This is a genomic window from Methanosarcina baikalica (assembly GCF_031461075.1).
Classification (GTDB): Archaea; Halobacteriota; Methanosarcinia; order Methanosarcinales; family Methanosarcinaceae; genus Methanosarcina; species Methanosarcina baikalica.
Genome location: NZ_JAVKPK010000049.1, coordinates 1 through 14,432 on the forward strand (window position 1 = coordinate 1; position 14,432 = coordinate 14,432).

The 14,432-nt window shown below is 41.6% G+C and carries 15 protein-coding genes; 11 read left to right on the forward strand and 4 right to left on the reverse strand.

Going from position 1 to position 14,432, the window contains the following annotated elements; all coding sequences use genetic code 11:
* The 4 genes from RG963_RS11605 to RG963_RS11620 form a co-directional block, all read right to left on the reverse strand.
* Positions 1-319 (reverse strand): IS1 family transposase (locus RG963_RS11605; protein WP_310576442.1); only part of this gene is annotated, 319 nt, incomplete at its 3' end.
* Positions 320-700: 381 nt separating this feature from the next.
* Positions 701-1,810, reverse strand: coding sequence for a DNA topoisomerase IV subunit A (locus tag RG963_RS11610; protein ID WP_310576443.1), 1,110 nt, complete (start codon positions 1,808-1,810; stop codon positions 701-703).
* A gap of 1 nt (position 1,811) precedes the next feature.
* Positions 1,812-3,677: a DNA topoisomerase VI subunit B gene (locus tag RG963_RS11615; RefSeq protein ID WP_310576444.1), complete on the reverse strand. Its 1,866-nt coding sequence runs from the start codon at positions 3,675-3,677 to the stop codon at positions 1,812-1,814.
* A 466-nt stretch (positions 3,678-4,143) separates the two neighbouring features.
* Positions 4,144-4,374, reverse strand: a complete 231-nt coding sequence (locus RG963_RS11620) for an Lrp/AsnC ligand binding domain-containing protein (RefSeq protein WP_310576445.1) — start codon at positions 4,372-4,374, stop codon at positions 4,144-4,146.
* 204 nt (positions 4,375-4,578) lie between these two features.
* Between RG963_RS11620 and RG963_RS11625 the strand changes: the two genes are divergently transcribed.
* The 11 genes from RG963_RS11625 (at position 4,579) to RG963_RS11675 (ending at position 14,427) form a co-directional block, all read left to right on the forward strand.
* On the forward strand, positions 4,579-5,205 hold the full coding sequence (locus RG963_RS11625; protein ID WP_310576446.1) for a magnesium transporter: 627 nt from the start codon (positions 4,579-4,581) through the stop codon (positions 5,203-5,205).
* Positions 5,202-5,780, forward strand: coding sequence for a magnesium transporter (locus RG963_RS11630; protein ID WP_310576447.1), 579 nt, complete (start codon positions 5,202-5,204; stop codon positions 5,778-5,780). The genes RG963_RS11625 and RG963_RS11630 overlap by 4 nt, the downstream gene beginning before the upstream one ends.
* Before the next feature lie 150 nt (positions 5,781-5,930).
* On the forward strand, positions 5,931-7,130 hold the full coding sequence (locus RG963_RS11635) for a potassium channel family protein (RefSeq protein ID WP_310576448.1): 1,200 nt from the start codon (positions 5,931-5,933) through the stop codon (positions 7,128-7,130).
* A gap of 256 nt (positions 7,131-7,386) precedes the next feature.
* Complete coding sequence (locus RG963_RS11640; RefSeq protein WP_310576449.1) at positions 7,387-8,265, forward strand: DUF362 domain-containing protein; 879 nt, start codon at positions 7,387-7,389, stop codon at positions 8,263-8,265.
* 291 nt (positions 8,266-8,556) lie between these two features.
* Positions 8,557-8,763: a hypothetical protein gene (locus RG963_RS11645; RefSeq protein WP_310576450.1), complete on the forward strand. Its 207-nt coding sequence runs from the start codon at positions 8,557-8,559 to the stop codon at positions 8,761-8,763.
* Between the two features lie 320 nt (positions 8,764-9,083).
* Entirely contained in the window at positions 9,084-9,665 is a 582-nt protein-coding gene (locus RG963_RS11650; protein ID WP_310576451.1) for a YbhB/YbcL family Raf kinase inhibitor-like protein, read from the forward strand.
* Between the two features lie 18 nt (positions 9,666-9,683).
* Positions 9,684-10,232, forward strand: coding sequence for a peptide-methionine (S)-S-oxide reductase MsrA (gene msrA, locus RG963_RS11655; RefSeq protein ID WP_310576452.1), 549 nt, complete (start codon positions 9,684-9,686; stop codon positions 10,230-10,232).
* Positions 10,233-10,749: 517 nt separating this feature from the next.
* On the forward strand, positions 10,750-11,685 hold the full coding sequence (locus RG963_RS11660) for a hypothetical protein (protein WP_310576453.1): 936 nt from the start codon (positions 10,750-10,752) through the stop codon (positions 11,683-11,685).
* Positions 11,686-11,803: 118 nt separating this feature from the next.
* On the forward strand, positions 11,804-12,901 hold the full coding sequence (locus RG963_RS11665; RefSeq protein WP_310576454.1) for an NADH:flavin oxidoreductase: 1,098 nt from the start codon (positions 11,804-11,806) through the stop codon (positions 12,899-12,901).
* Positions 12,902-13,048: 147 nt separating this feature from the next.
* Positions 13,049-13,708: a Pycsar system effector family protein gene (locus RG963_RS11670; RefSeq protein ID WP_310576455.1), complete on the forward strand. Its 660-nt coding sequence runs from the start codon at positions 13,049-13,051 to the stop codon at positions 13,706-13,708.
* Positions 13,705-14,427, forward strand: coding sequence for an adenylate/guanylate cyclase domain-containing protein (locus RG963_RS11675; RefSeq protein WP_310576456.1), 723 nt, complete (start codon positions 13,705-13,707; stop codon positions 14,425-14,427). Before RG963_RS11670 ends, RG963_RS11675 begins: the two co-directional genes overlap by 4 nt.
* The last annotated feature ends 5 nt before the right edge of the window (positions 14,428-14,432 follow it).

The window sequence follows — 14,432 nt, forward strand, 5'->3', positions numbered from 1 at the left end:
TACCGATGTAAGTGTGCATCTCATCCATTTCAACAATAGAGATCTCATTTTCGCTTTTTAGTTCTTCTAACTCCTGACCAAATTTCTTTATCCATTTTTGGATAGAAACATGACTTACTCCCAAAAAACGCCCTATTGACCGAAATCCCAATCCTTCAAGATAGAGTTGTAAAGCCTGTCTCTTAACAGATGCGGAACTAGCAGTTGATTTTAGCTCTACTGAATAATTATAGCCACAATCAGAGCATTTGTAGCGTTGACGGCCATTAACTTTACCATTCTTATTATGATCGAGACTCTTACATCTTGGGCAGTTCATCAAGAGATATAAGTTCTCATAATATATATCAGTATTTAGATACCAATGCCAACAATTTAAACAACAATAACGCTACTATTACAGCGACACCTAAAACGATAATTTCCGTAAATACCATGATATAAGATTGTTATTTTAGTATTTATTTTTGGGCTAATCGGAGTTCAATTGAAACCTAATCAAAGCCTCTGATGCCTACTGCGGATGATGACCTAATTTATTGATGCAGAGGTTTTTTTGTAGCAAACCTATGTATTTTCACTGAATATTTCCATCAATTTACAGCCTGAGTTGGCACAAAGCAGGCTAAAATACAGAGTTTTTATGAAAACCGATGTATCAGGTTGTTGAAGGCCTGTGCAGCAAATGCAGTTGTTTTTCTTATACCATACCCAGTTCTTTGAGCCGATTAGGCAGGTACACTTCAGTTACGAAATCAAGGCCCTTTCCTGCAAAGGCCTGCTGTTCTGCCTTTTTTCCTATATCGAGCTGGAGCCGGATCTGCTCTTTCCAGTATTCGGACTCAAAACGTGGGTCTGAAAGTTCACTCCGCAGCGCGTTTATGTCCTGTTCTGTGAGCTTGTCGGTAGAAAGTTCGTACTCGATTATATCCGAGGGCTGGAGACCAATGAATTTGGCTGCGGGTGTGGCCATAAATTCCGAGAGATGAGCACTTTTTATAGCCCCATAGGCAACAGAGGCGTAGATCCTATAGGACCAGGGGTCACCGTCAGTAAAGACAGCTACAGGGATGCCTAATTCCTCGTTCATACGCTTGATAATCCTGCGGGTTGACCTGGCAGGCTGCCCCTTGAGATGGACCAGGATCGCATTATGGGCCTCATCAAATCCATTTTCCATCAATCGGGCATACATACCACCTGTCTCTATGGCTATGATCATATTTGCGTCGTGACCCTTAAACTCGATGTTTTCCACATTGAAGGGGATCTGGTATCCTCCTTCCCCCACATCCTTCTGGCAGTGAATTTTTCGCTCTCCTCGCTTTGTATGTTCTGAAATTTCAATAGGCCCATACATGGTAGCTCCATCTTCTTCAGGGCGCATATGGAAATACTCCCTCTGGAGACTGGTCAGGAGTTCAAGGTCTTCGATCAGACGATCGCTTTCAGCCTGCTCCTTGAACTTGGCAGCATCCCAGCCTTCAGATATGTAATAAAGTTCTCGAAGCGTTGAGCCGCGGTTCTGGGCAAGGTGCTCTTTTATAAGGAAATCTGTAGCATAAGTGGTCTTCAGGAGCTGGAATGCACCTTTCACGGTCTTTGCGCTTCTTTCGCTTTCCCTGTCCCCATAGACCCAGACGTCACTCTCATCGGAATATTCTATGTTTGCCTTGGTTCGGCTTGGGAGGCTGACGCTTGGGACAATCTCATCTTCAAACTGATTGTAGATCTTCTCTGCAAGCTCAAGCAGCCTTTCTCTTGCCAGGGCATCTCCCTGAATTGTTTTGCTATTTGTTTCTCTGGCCATCTTATATCCCCTTAAAGGCCTTTGCCCCGGTTACCAGCTCTTCTTCAAGCCCTTCCACAATAAGGTCAGGGAATTTTCCAAGTTCTTTATCTTCTGCGGACTCTATTCTGTAGCTGAGCACCTTTGAGGACCCGACTGTCGCAGACATGTCCCAGATATAATCGTAATCATTGCCCATAGTTACGACCTTTGGTTCGGGCTTTGCTCTGCTGATTGTCCAGGGCAGCATTTCATGAACCCTGAAGGAATGCGTTGAAGTCCCGAAGTTCTTGACCTTTATTATAACATCCGCAGTCCCGTCTGCATTCCTTTTTACTTTTCTGTGCACAAGCAGGTTTCCCATAATCTTTGCAACAACAGGATTGATGTCAGGGACATCTTTTTCCAGGATGTTTGCAACCTTTAAAGCCATTTTAGGAAGCACCTTTGTAATTATAATCTCCTTTTCCCGGCGCTTCTTGAGATTGTTCTGTTTGCTCAGGTAATGCTTGAGCTTCCTTGCTACGTCTTTGATTGCAAGGTCAACCTCTTCCTTGATTACAGGAATATCCGCAATAGCATCTTTTGATTCTGAAGTAAAAGGCACGTTAATCGAAGCTATATGAATAAGGAGGATAACAGGGCCTGTGGGAATTCCCCCACCTGGCTGGTTTAATCCGTACTGCTTCCATTTTATATCTTCAACTGCATGTGTGGTCACGCAGCCTCCCTGCTGGTAAAGCAGAGGCACACGGTTAGCGAAACGCATGATGCTGATTTTATCCTCTTTCGAGAGGTTTCCCCCATATGCAAGCCCTACTTCCACTACAAAGGGGTTTCCGGAATATACGGAAGGTTTCCGCGTGCTTGTGGCAATGAAGTCTACATTTGTCTCTTTTTCAAGCCCCCTGTAAATTAGCTCTTCTCCGATTGGGGAAAGGCAGTCTGTGGGAGGGGCCATAATTTTTACCTTCTCAAAAGCCTCAATTAGCTTTCTTGCCTCGTGGCGGCCCAGGGACTGAGGATCGATTTCTGGATCAAGCCCTGCAGCCTTGCAGACTTCCTCGGCAGTTAGCAGGCCTATTTTACAGAAAGAGTAACGGAGAAACGGGGCAAGTTTCTGACGTTCGGTGTAACGGAGCATTTTCATGAGAGTGCCAAGCTCAATGCCTTCAGGATGGGGCAGGATTTCTTCTGCAGGGTCAGGCATCTTGTCCGTTGCCCTTTCAAAGACTTCCTCGTTGCCGTCAGGTTCGATAAGGGTAATCCTTGTATGGGGGTTTACGATTGCCGTAGCTTTAAGGTATTCATAAATGGACTGCCTCCTTCCTTTTACGTAGGCAGCCTTCATTTCAAGTTCTATCTGGGTTCCGTGGGGGCGGAACCAGTCTTTGACCTCATCTTTCAGGATTTCAGGCTCATTCGTACTTGTATTAATCATTAACTCGTAGTAATGGGCCGGGGCACTGGAACTGGTCTTGGAGAGGATTTTAGTATGCCTGCCTGCAGTCATCTGGGCATAGAGCACGGCTGCGGAAATTCCTATTCCCTGCTGTCCCCTGCTCTGCTTGAGGGCATGGAATCTGGAACCATAAAGCAGCTTTGCAAAGACTTTGGGGATTTGCTCTTTTATAATTCCGGGTCCGTTGTCTTCTATTATCACAGTTACGTAGTCTTGTCCGGTCCTTTCGACCTGGACAAGGATGTCAGGCAGGATTCCTGCTTCTTCGCAGGCGTCCAGGGAATTGTCAACAGCTTCTTTTACAGTTGTTATGAGGCTTCGAGGAGCAGAGTCAAAACCCAGGATCTGCCTGTTTTTTTCAAAAAATTCTGCGACACTTATTGACTTTTGATTTTTGGCAAGTTCTTCTGCAATGGGGAAATCCATGGAATTTTACCTCAGGCTGAAAAATCAATCTAATAAAAAAATCAATCTAATATTTTTCCAATCTAATCTTTTTTTCAATCTAATGTTTTTTCAATTTAATGTATCCTTATATTTTACAAACATTTAAATTAAAAAATTTCTGCTTTAGAGGCGCTGTCAGTATTAGTAGTGTTTTCTTGCAACAGCTTGCTTTCTGTACTTTTTTCTATTATGTATTTCTGTTTCTCTCATGTTATACATTTTAATAATACGGTGCCTTTTTAAAAGTACTTATTATATTGTAAAGAATACTTTTATGTCGTAACTGTTTCAAGCAGAATTATAATAAAAGCCTTTAAATGAAGAGTTTCTAAAAGCTTCTGTTTCAATAAAAAGTTAAAGTATAAATGCCAGCGCATGCTAAAAAAATGTCGGATTTTTTTCCGTTATATCTTGCCGGATTGCGCTGACATCGAAACCGGGCAGCTTAAAGTTCTGCCCCTACAATTGTCCTGCTGGCTGTTACGGTTTCGCTTTCCCTGATTCTATCTACCACTTCGCTCAGGACGTTCACGTCTTCAACATCTATAATTATTACAAAATCATATTCCCCAAAGACATGGTAAACGTCCTTAATCCCTTCTATGTTCTTCAATTCCCTGTATGCTGCCTTTTCATAACCCGGCAGCACGTTTATCATTGTGACTCCTATTACCATGGATACCCACTATCAGGTAACGGTTGCAAGTTATTTATTTTTTATCCAGAAATGGAAAAATGTGAGAAAATTGAGTGAGGGCTTTACCTTCTAATTTATTTTCAAAAAGGATCCAGAGCTTTCAGGATAGAAATCTTTGAACAGATTTTTCCATTTTCTTGGGTTAGCGATTATTTTAATAATATCAGTGTATAATACAGGCGCATGCCCTCAGAGTCGCACAGGGACGAAGATATTTTCGAATCCAAATTTATTGATAAATACCTGAGCGAATACGCGAGTGTTTCATCAATAGTACGTGAAGCTTTGCCCTTTGAACTTATTGCGACTGTAGGGGGGGTCTTTGCAGGGATAATATTTTCGGGAATGACAAATGAACTTGAGATGATCCCTGGATTGATGGTGATTTATCCCGGCGTGCTCGGACTTAGGGGGAACATTTCCTCTACCCTTGGCTCCAGGCTTGGCAGTGCAATTCATCTGGGGCTCATTACAGGGTTCGACAGACATAACCCCGAACTTACCAATAATATCTCCGGTTCTCTTCTTCTGGGTTTTATTGCCGCTATAATGCTCGGATTTCTTGGGCACTTTGTAACACTTGCTCTTGGCTTCGAAAGTGCCGGTGCCTTTAAACTTATCCTTATCTGTGTAATTTCAGCCCTTACATCCGGGGTAATTCTCTCTTTTGTTGCAGTCCTGCTGGCCATAGGGATGTTCAGATTTGGTTTTGATCCTGATAATGTTGTCACGCCTTCTATTGCAACTATCGGGGACATTGTCTCTATGTTTCTGCTTTTCCTCTCGGCAAAACTGGTGGTGATGCTTTGAGAAAAATCGGGCATCAAACCCCTTACTACACAGTAAATGGCATAATTCGGCGTGGGCTTCCGGTACTTTTGATCACATGTGTAATGGGGATTATTGTCGGGCAGATTCTGAACTCAAGAGAGAAAAGCCTTATCTCCATGCCCGCGATACTGATTCTTATTCCTTCCCTCATCAAGATCGGAGGAGATACCGGCAGCATGCTTGGAGCCAGGCTTTCATCGGCTTTCCACATGGGACTTGGAGATAATCTCAGAAGTAACCCGGTCGTACGCAACAGCGTTATTGCAGCTTCAATTGTGGGGATTGTTTCCTCAATTTCTGTCAGTATACTGGTTTTTCTGGCAAGTAATTTCATGGGATTCGGTATGCCTTTCCTCACCCTTCTGGAAATAACCCTTATAGCAGTTGTAATAGAACTTTCCGTTGTATACTCTGCAACAGTTGCTATTTCGTTTGCTTCTCACCGTTTCGGGGTCGACCCGGACGATACGGTAATCCCTTTTATAGCAAGTCTTGGAGACCTAGTAGGGGTTACAGGAATTCTCATAGCTCTCCATCTGTTGAAGATTTTATAAATAATATCGTTTGATTGAAAACCGGTTTCATTATTCAATTTTATTATATTCCAATCAGGTTCTCAAACCCCTGAATAATTCAAAAATTAATAATTACTATGAGGTATATACTCATACACACCAACATAAGGTAGAGTTGATATAGAGACCATGTTCCCTAAAGAATTCAGATACAGTCCAAGGAATCTTAAGGATCTTTTGACTGAGATGAAGGATACTTCCGAACTCATGGTAGACCTTGCGTACTCTGCAGTGATCTATGATGATGAGGATATTGCAGAAGAGGTACTCAATCTTGAAGATAAGATGGATACCCTCGATTATCATATGAAGATGGCCGCGATGTTAAGCACACGCAGGGTCGACGAGGCAGAAGAACTCCTTGGAGTTTTACAGGTTGCTGCATCTTCGGAAAATATCTCAAATGCCGCAGGCGATATTGCCAAAATAGTTCTTATGAATATGGGCATTCCGATGGAACTGAAAGTGGCTCTCAGGGAAGCGGAAGAGACCGTAGTCAGGGCAACAGTCGCCGCAGAATCTTTAATGGCAGGCCGTACGCTTGGTGACCTCGAACTTGACCTCGAGACAGGCATGTGGGTTATTGCTATCCGGAGAAACGAAGACTGGATTTATGATCCTGACAAGGAAACCCGCCTTCGCCAGGGAGACGTTCTGATTTCCAGAGGGCATGATGAAGGAGTCCCTCTTTTCTTCGAAATGGCTACGACAAGGAAATTTGTTCCAAGGGAAATAGAAAACAATAGACTCTTAAAAGACCTTGAACACGCCGTGGATATTATCGTGGACATGAAGAACATGTCCGAACTTTCGGTAGGGCTTGCATACTCTGCTATTCTTTTTGACAACGAAGATATTGCGTATGAGGTCAGCGCTCTCGAATCCGAAATGGATTCAATGAAATACGAACTTCAGCACTGGGTGCTTGAGACCGCAAAGCATGTTGAGGATGTTAACCTGCTCAGGGGAATCCTTCACCTTGCAAGTGCCTCTGAAGCCATTTCCGATGCCGCCTACGGAATTGCAGATACAGTGCTCAGGGATATAGAACTCCACCCAATTATTACCCTCGCAGTCCGGAATTCCGAAGAGGTTATCACGAGGCTCCAGGTTGAAAAATGTTCTCCGATAGTCGGAAAGACTTTCTTCGAATTGAGGCTTGAGACTGAAACCGGACTGCATGTAATGGCAATCAAAAGGGCTGACCGCTGGGTCTATGCTCCAAAAGGCAACACAGCTGTCCAGGCAGGAGACATGCTTATTGCACGCGGCTCAAGGATTGGAGAAGGAGCGCTTATAGAGATGTGCGAGTGCAAGTTGCGCCAGTAGTTCACCACCTCTAATTGACAATTAACCGTAATTTCTCCTATCGCCTGTAGCTGATAAATCAATAATTGCCTTTGGGATGGCCAGGATACTGCAGGATAACAACTTGCAGTCCCAAACCCGTTCCGACGGTTTGCTCCGGGGCCATTTATTGAAAGTATACTCCAGATGACCGCCTGGAAATTCTTCGCAAACTTTTTTAAAAGCCCATATATTCTTATTATATCTCGGATTACAATTACTATTCAGGAGTTTGATTATGGCAATTGTTGGGCTATCAAGAAATAGGGATACCCTGGAATCCGTAAGAGCAGCAGTGGAACTGGCAGGAGGGCTCGGAATTGAAGAAGGGTCTACTGTACTGATTCGGCCGAATGCAAATACTGCAGATCTGCCCCCTGGTTCGACAAACCCGGAGGTGCTGAGAGGGGCTATACGGGAAGCAAGAAAATGCAATCCGGGAAAGATTATTGTTGCTGAAAAGTCGATGACCACGCTGGATACTGAGAGTGTGCTGAAGGAACTTGGGCTCTGGCAGGTTGCTGAGGCCGAAGGAGTGGACGAAATTCTTACTTTTGACCATATGAAACGCTTGCATTTGAAGCCCGACGGCGCTTCTTCCTGGCCTGAGGGGTTGTATGTCCCCGAACTTCTGGCTTCAGTCGACTATATAATTGCGCTTCCTGTAGTCAAGACTCACTGGACTGCAACCTTTACCATGGGCCTTAAGTCACAGATCAGCATAACCGCAGACGGGGATAGGAGGCGGCTTCCTCATGGGCAATATAGGGATATGCTTTTCGGGAACATGATTGCCGAGTCAAACCTTGTCTACATGCCTGATTTTTATATCTCGGATGCTACAAAATGCTTTGTTACCAACGGCCCTAACCTGGGAACGCTGAGAGAGCCTGACATCGTACTGGCAAGTTCGGATGTGATCGCAAACGACACTGTAGGCCTTGCCCTCCTGAAAACCCTTGGTACGATTTCCAGGATCCAGGAGCACTCGGTCTGGGCCCAACCCCAGATTATACGAGCTGTGGAACTGGAGTTAGGGGTGCACGGCAGGGAAGAAATAACTATAAAAAGCTCAGGTGTCGAGGAAGTAGAAGAGATTATTGCCAACCTTGCGTGATTACGGTTTGGAAAACATTCCGGTTTAGCAATAACCCCGGGGTAGAAGACGTAAGCCAGTAGACCTCAGAAAGCCAGATTTCCTGCCGCTTGAATTTGAAAGTTAAATTTATGAGGTTGGCAGGTTTTAACAATTTTACATTAATTTTGCATTAATTCTACAGTAATTTTACTCATCTCGTTTTCTGATTTTCCTTTTTTACCTCTGATTTTTCATGACTGTGCAAATATGCTCATCTATTACCATAATATATTTATTTTCGACTTTCCCATAGATTATGGGGGAATTTTCATGAAATGCGAAAGCTGTGGAGCAGAGAGCGAAGGAAAGTACTGCAAGACATGTGGCGACATAATGGATCAGGTTGTCAGAGGAGTAGGAGAAAAACGCTGGGCGGCAATCGATGATTGTTCATTTATTTATCCACTTGTCCAGCGCGTGGCAAAAGGAGATCTTACGGTTCACGACATAATTCAATCTCTTGAGGTAGAAGACTGATTCCTGCTGTCCTCTCAGGATTTTAGTCAGCGGCTTCCGGAGCGGTTGTAAGGGTCATTTTTCCTCTTATATACTTCCTTTAAGCCCAAATTTTACGAGGGTAGCGGAGGAGCCGACCTCGTATGTGCCGGACCTCTTGCTTGAGATTTAATACGGCTGGGGGTTAAACTTCAAGTCAGGTCTCGAACTGCAGTGCAGAGATAAGTCTTTTGAGATTAATTTTTAGCGCAGCACGAGCTTTAAGCCTTAAGGTTATATCTCTTTAGCTTTAATATTGCATTGTTAAGCATTTTTCCTGCTGTCAGGAGCTGATGCCGTACATGAACAAAAAGGCCGGTACAATTGTTTTGATATTCTTGCTTGCAGGAATGCTTTTGATTTCGGGATGTATTCAAAACAATAATGAGAGAAACACTACTAAAGAATCTCCCGATACTGGTAAAGGGGATGAGAATGTGAACATCCAAAATATAAAAGTTTTTAGCAGCGCATTTGAAGCTAACCGTACTATCCCGAGAAAGTACACCTGTGACGGGAAGAATCTAAATCCGCCTCTGGAACTCGAAGGCATTCCGGAAGAGGCTGAAAGTTTGGTGCTTATAATAGATGACCCTGATGCTCCCATGAAGATATTTACTCACTGGATTGTCTGGAATATAGAACCTGTAGCGAAAATCGAAGAAGACAGCATACCTGGAGTTGAAGGAATAAACGATTTCAGAAAAATCGGATATGGAGGACCATGTCCTTCTTCAGGCACTCACAGATATTTCTTCCGAGTTTATGCTCTGGACAGGAAGCTCGAACTTAAAGCGGGAGCAGGGAGAAAAGAGCTTGAAAGCGAGATGATAGGACATATCATTGCCGAAGGGGAATTGATAGGAAAATACAGCAGAACCTGATTTTTAAAAGGGGGAGAAATGGTGGAAGAAGATATAACAGCTGAAAATAATCCCGATTTTTTCGAAAATCCCGGGGGAGGCCTGGAAAAAGCAACCTTTGCTGCAGGCTGTTTCTGGGGAATTGAAGAGGCTTTCCGGCAGGTCAAGGGTGTGGTTGCAACTGCGGTTGGCTACAGCGGCGGGCACTTTGAAAAACCGACCTATGAACAGGTCTGTACCCTTAATACCGGACATGCAGAGGCCATTAGGGTCATTTTCGACCCGAAAGTGGCATCTTATGAGACATTGCTTGGCGTTTTCTGGAAAATCCATGACCCGACCACAAAGAACCGGCAGGGTCCTGATGTCGGAAAACAATATCGTTCAGTCATTTTTTACCATGACGAAAAGCAAAAAGCTGCTGCATTAACCTCAAAAGAAAGCCTTGAAAAATCAGGGGCTTTTAAAAACCCGATAGTAACCGAGATTGTGCCGGTTTCCGACTTCTATATGGCTGAAGACTATCATCAGCAGTATTTTGAAAAGAAAGGTTTTCTACAAAACGTGCTCAGAAGCTTAAAGAAATAAGTTGCTGAGGAGTAAAAACGTTATTAATAAATGTGAGCATCTCACTTCATCCAGGAATCTAAAAGAAGTCAAACTCTCAGTAATTTTCGGAATATTTTTATATAAGTGCCTCTTATTTCCTTCAGTCTAGCTCTGGCGCCCGTTAATTCATAAGCTCAAATAAAATAAGCGGAAGTTGATGGAGACCTGAGATGATTAATTTTCCAGTTGCCACTTCTTTGACTTATAGGTTATTTCCAGCCCTTTCTCATCTACTTTTCACTAAAATGCAGTAAGAAATTAAAGACCTGCATCAAGTGTCCTTCGCAATCTCGTAGATCAATATTGATTATATAAAATATTAATCCATTTTCTAAGCTTTCTATTTCTTTATCTCAAAGTCAAGATCTCAGTTACCTTTCAAAATTTATCACATAAGTTTGATATATCTCGTTATATATAGTACAAATACCGACTATTTACTTTTTGAGGAGAAGTTATGCGTATCCTACTTATAATCGCCGCAGCTCTAATTTTGTTGGGAATTGTAATTTTTTCGGTTCCTTCTGGTTCTAACAGCGGGGTAATTTCTGATGACAAAGACATAGTTCAAAAAATAGAGAATAATAGCAGTTTTCTTGGGACTTCGAAAGATTGGGGTGGTTTTAAAACGGTAACAGCAGATATCGACAAAATCAGGGAAGCCTCTGTTAGTGAAAATTCAACGAAGAATTTATCGGAAGCTGGTGAAAATAACATGTTTGAAGAAATAAAACTTGACAACAGCTCCATTGAGGTTCCGGAATCATGTGATCTCTTTGAAACTGTAATAGTGAATCCTGCGAAGTTTAGGGAATTAGCCTCGAACGGAACTGTAAACCTGAACCTCATGGGAGAAGATTATGAACTTAAACTTCAAGAAAGAGAGATTCAAAATCCAAATGTAAATTCTTATTTGGGATACATTGTCGGAAAGCCTCAAAGTAGTGCTTTTTTTACAGTAAAAAACGATTCAATTGACGCTTGTATTAATGTAGATTTTTTCAATCAATCATATGGGATCGCTTCAACTGACGAGAAGTATGATGGAAAAATTGTCCATCTTCTGTGGAGGTGCTATAGTGAAGGAGGAGAAGAAGAAATTAAGAAACATCATTCGTTAGATCCATTAGAATTTTCTCTGATAAATAGTGATAAAAAGAGCCATGAAATCCATATCAAGCTTCTTGATTTCTATAATAATTCTGTATACAAAGAAAACTACAAGATGAATCCTGGAGATGAAATCTTTTCACCTGAAATAAATGTCGAACCGGGATATTACAGGTATGAAATTATTTTAGATAATAAATTTACTTTTGAACAAAGAGTAGTGGCAAGTTACACAGCTAATTTAGGCGGTTCAGAAAAACTGCATCTCAATATCCGTGGCGATCCAGATAATCCTATTGAGTTCGTAAGTGAAATTGCCTGAGCAAATTTCTTTCCAATTTTATATTCACAGTTGAGGAAAGTTTTATACCTGAATTTAAGATCTCCTTTATCCAGGAATCCGGGATAATTATTTACCCTCCTTTCCCCTATTTTTTCTCATGATTTTTGACCCGATTACTATATGCAACCTGAATCTCCAGAATCGATTTGTAAGGTCTGCTACACACGAATTTATGGCCGAAAAGGATGGGACGCCTACTTCCCGGCTCGGAGACCTTTACGAAGAACTTGCAAAAAATGAAGTCGGGCTGATAATAACCGGATATTCATATGTTCTTCCTGGCGGGCAGAGTGATATTTATCAGCAGGGTATCTATGATGACCGTTTTATCGAACCTTACCTGAAAATAACTGAAAGGGTGCACAGGTACAGCAGCAAGATAGTGCTCCAGATAGTGCATGGGGGAAGGCAGGCTACTTTTTCGGATGAATTTCCTGTTCCCATAGCCCCTTCCAGTATAAAAGACGGGCATTCGGCAGCTATTCCAAGGGAAATGACAGACGCGGAAATCCTGGAAGTGATCGAAGCTTTTACAAAAGCAGCTGTTAGGGCAAAAAAAGCAGGTTTTGACGGAGTACAGCTTCACTGCGCTCATGGTTTCCTTTTAAGTAACTTCATTTCTCCCTATACGAACAGAAGGACTGATCGCTGGGGGGGCTCAGTGGAAAACCGGACAAGGATAGTCACGGAAATTGTCAGGCGCATAAAAGAGGAGGCAGGAGATGATTTTCCCGTCCTGGTCAAGTTAAATGCAACGGATGGTCTTCGCCCTGGCTCTTTGAAGGCGGAACTTGGGCTTGATATTTCGCAGTCCGTAGAAATTGCAAAGCTTCTGGAGCAGGCAGGAGTATGCGCAATTGAAGTCAGCGGAGGAATAGGTGAGGCAGGTGGAGTAACTATAAGAACCGCAATAAATTCTCCTGCCAAAGAAGCATATTTCAAGGACTACTCTAAAGCAATCAAAAGTGCAGTGAGCATTCCGGTTATCCTTGTAGGAGGGATCAGGTCCCTTTCTGTTATTAATTATCTGCTTGAGAACGGGTTTGCGGACCTGATTTCAATGAGCAGGGTATTCATCAGTGAATCGGATATTGTTTTGAAATTTAAATCAGGAGAGGTTAAAAAGGCAAGATGCGTATCCTGTAATCTCTGTTTTGATCCCGAGGGGATGAGGTGCAATTTCCAGTTTGATTGAAACTCGGGTAACTGTAACTTTCCATTACCCTTTATTTTCTGTGTAGATACTGTTACTTATTTTATTGGATGTTTATATACAAACCTTAACGTATATTTTTTTATAATTAATTGCTATTTATACAGTGAAAGAAAAAAGGCGAGCAAAATGAAAGACGCTGTTAAGGATATATTTTCAAACGTTAACGAATGGTTAAAATTTGCAGAAGCGAAAAATGCTGCACTTATAGCCTTCCATTTGGGCTCAATCTTTGGTGCAGCTACTATTATAACTCAAAGTGAATGTGGTACTATCCCACAACTAATATTAAAATACCTTTATTCGTTTATAATTTTAAGCTCTGTCGGGTTGTTTTTCACCCTGTTCTCCTTTTGGCCCCAAACGAAAATTGAAGCTGTTTTAAGTAAAAAAATAGAAGACATTTTTTATTCTAGAACACCAATGACTAATGGAAACCTCTTGTTTTATGGTTATATAAATGATTGCGGTAAAGACCAGTATTTATCTGAATTGTGTAGATGTTATAGTAAAAACCCAACCAACTGTACAAAATTAGAATTAGATTACATTAACCAGATTGTTACAAATTCCCGCATTGCTGTTAGAAAATACTTTTATTTCAAAATAGCTCTTCTTTTAACAATAGTTGCCGTATTAAGTCCTATTTCACTTCCATTGATCTTTCTTTACAATATAGCCAACTGTCTATTAATGAAACAATATAATAAGGCTTTAATATACTTCACGTTGCTTATTATATCGTCTGCAATTATCTGGAAGTTGATCTGGAAGTATGTGATAGTATGAAAAGTAACTACATAAACTACGACTACTTGAAAAGTTTTGATAGAATTGATAATATTATTAAAAATAGCTATAATTATGAAGAACTCAATTATATTCCTTCCAGGGATAAACTGACTTACAGCAATGGTTTTTACGTAAATTGCTCTGCAATGTTTGTTGATATTCGTGGCTCTTCTAAATTACCTGATATTCATAGAAGGCCAAAGTTAGCAAAATTGTATCGTGCTTATGTTTCTGAAGTTGTATCTGTAATGAATGGAAATCCTTGTTGTATAGAAGTGAATATAGTAGGAGATTGCGTCTCTGGGATCTTTGATACGAAAACTAAGCCCATTATAGATCTTGTATTCAGCACAGCAGCCCAAATATCATCTTTAATTGATGTAATGAATCATAAGTTTAAAAAGAATGATATTGAAACTATCGAAGTTGGGATTGGTATCTCGTATGGTAGGGCACTTATGGTGAAAGCTGGATATGATGGCAGTGGAATAAATGATGTAGTTTGGATGGGAGATGTCGTCAATGAAGCTGCAAATTTATGTAGCTGTGGGAATAAAGAATTGTATGATCTGCGAATTATGGTATCTGAGTCAATTTACATAAATCTTAATGAAGATAACAAAGAACTTCTTTGTAAGAATAATAATAGAGGCTGCTATCATGGTAGCGTTGTTGCTTCAAATATGAATGAATGGTATAGAGAAAATTGTAAGTAAGATTA

Bases quoted from the DNA above. Each gene is read 5' to 3' on its own strand.
- RG963_RS11610 (WP_310576443.1), bottom strand. From the start codon at position 1,810: ATGGCCAGAGAAACAAATAGCAAAACAATTCAGGGAGATGCCCTGGCA.
- RG963_RS11615 (WP_310576444.1), bottom strand. From the start codon at position 3,677: ATGGATTTCCCCATTGCAGAAGAACTTGCCAAAAATCAAAAGTCAATA.
- RG963_RS11620 (WP_310576445.1), bottom strand. From the start codon at position 4,374: ATGGTAATAGGAGTCACAATGATAAACGTGCTGCCGGGTTATGAAAAG.
- RG963_RS11625 (WP_310576446.1), top strand. From the start codon at position 4,579: ATGCCCTCAGAGTCGCACAGGGACGAAGATATTTTCGAATCCAAATTT.
- RG963_RS11635 (WP_310576448.1), top strand. From the start codon at position 5,931: ATGTTCCCTAAAGAATTCAGATACAGTCCAAGGAATCTTAAGGATCTT.
- RG963_RS11640 (WP_310576449.1), top strand. From the start codon at position 7,387: ATGGCAATTGTTGGGCTATCAAGAAATAGGGATACCCTGGAATCCGTA.
- RG963_RS11645 (WP_310576450.1), top strand. From the start codon at position 8,557: ATGAAATGCGAAAGCTGTGGAGCAGAGAGCGAAGGAAAGTACTGCAAG.
- RG963_RS11650 (WP_310576451.1), top strand. From the start codon at position 9,084: ATGAACAAAAAGGCCGGTACAATTGTTTTGATATTCTTGCTTGCAGGA.
- msrA (WP_310576452.1), top strand. From the start codon at position 9,684: ATGGTGGAAGAAGATATAACAGCTGAAAATAATCCCGATTTTTTCGAA.
- RG963_RS11665 (WP_310576454.1), top strand. From the start codon at position 11,804: ATGATTTTTGACCCGATTACTATATGCAACCTGAATCTCCAGAATCGA.
- RG963_RS11670 (WP_310576455.1), top strand. From the start codon at position 13,049: ATGAAAGACGCTGTTAAGGATATATTTTCAAACGTTAACGAATGGTTA.
- RG963_RS11675 (WP_310576456.1), top strand. From the start codon at position 13,705: ATGAAAAGTAACTACATAAACTACGACTACTTGAAAAGTTTTGATAGA.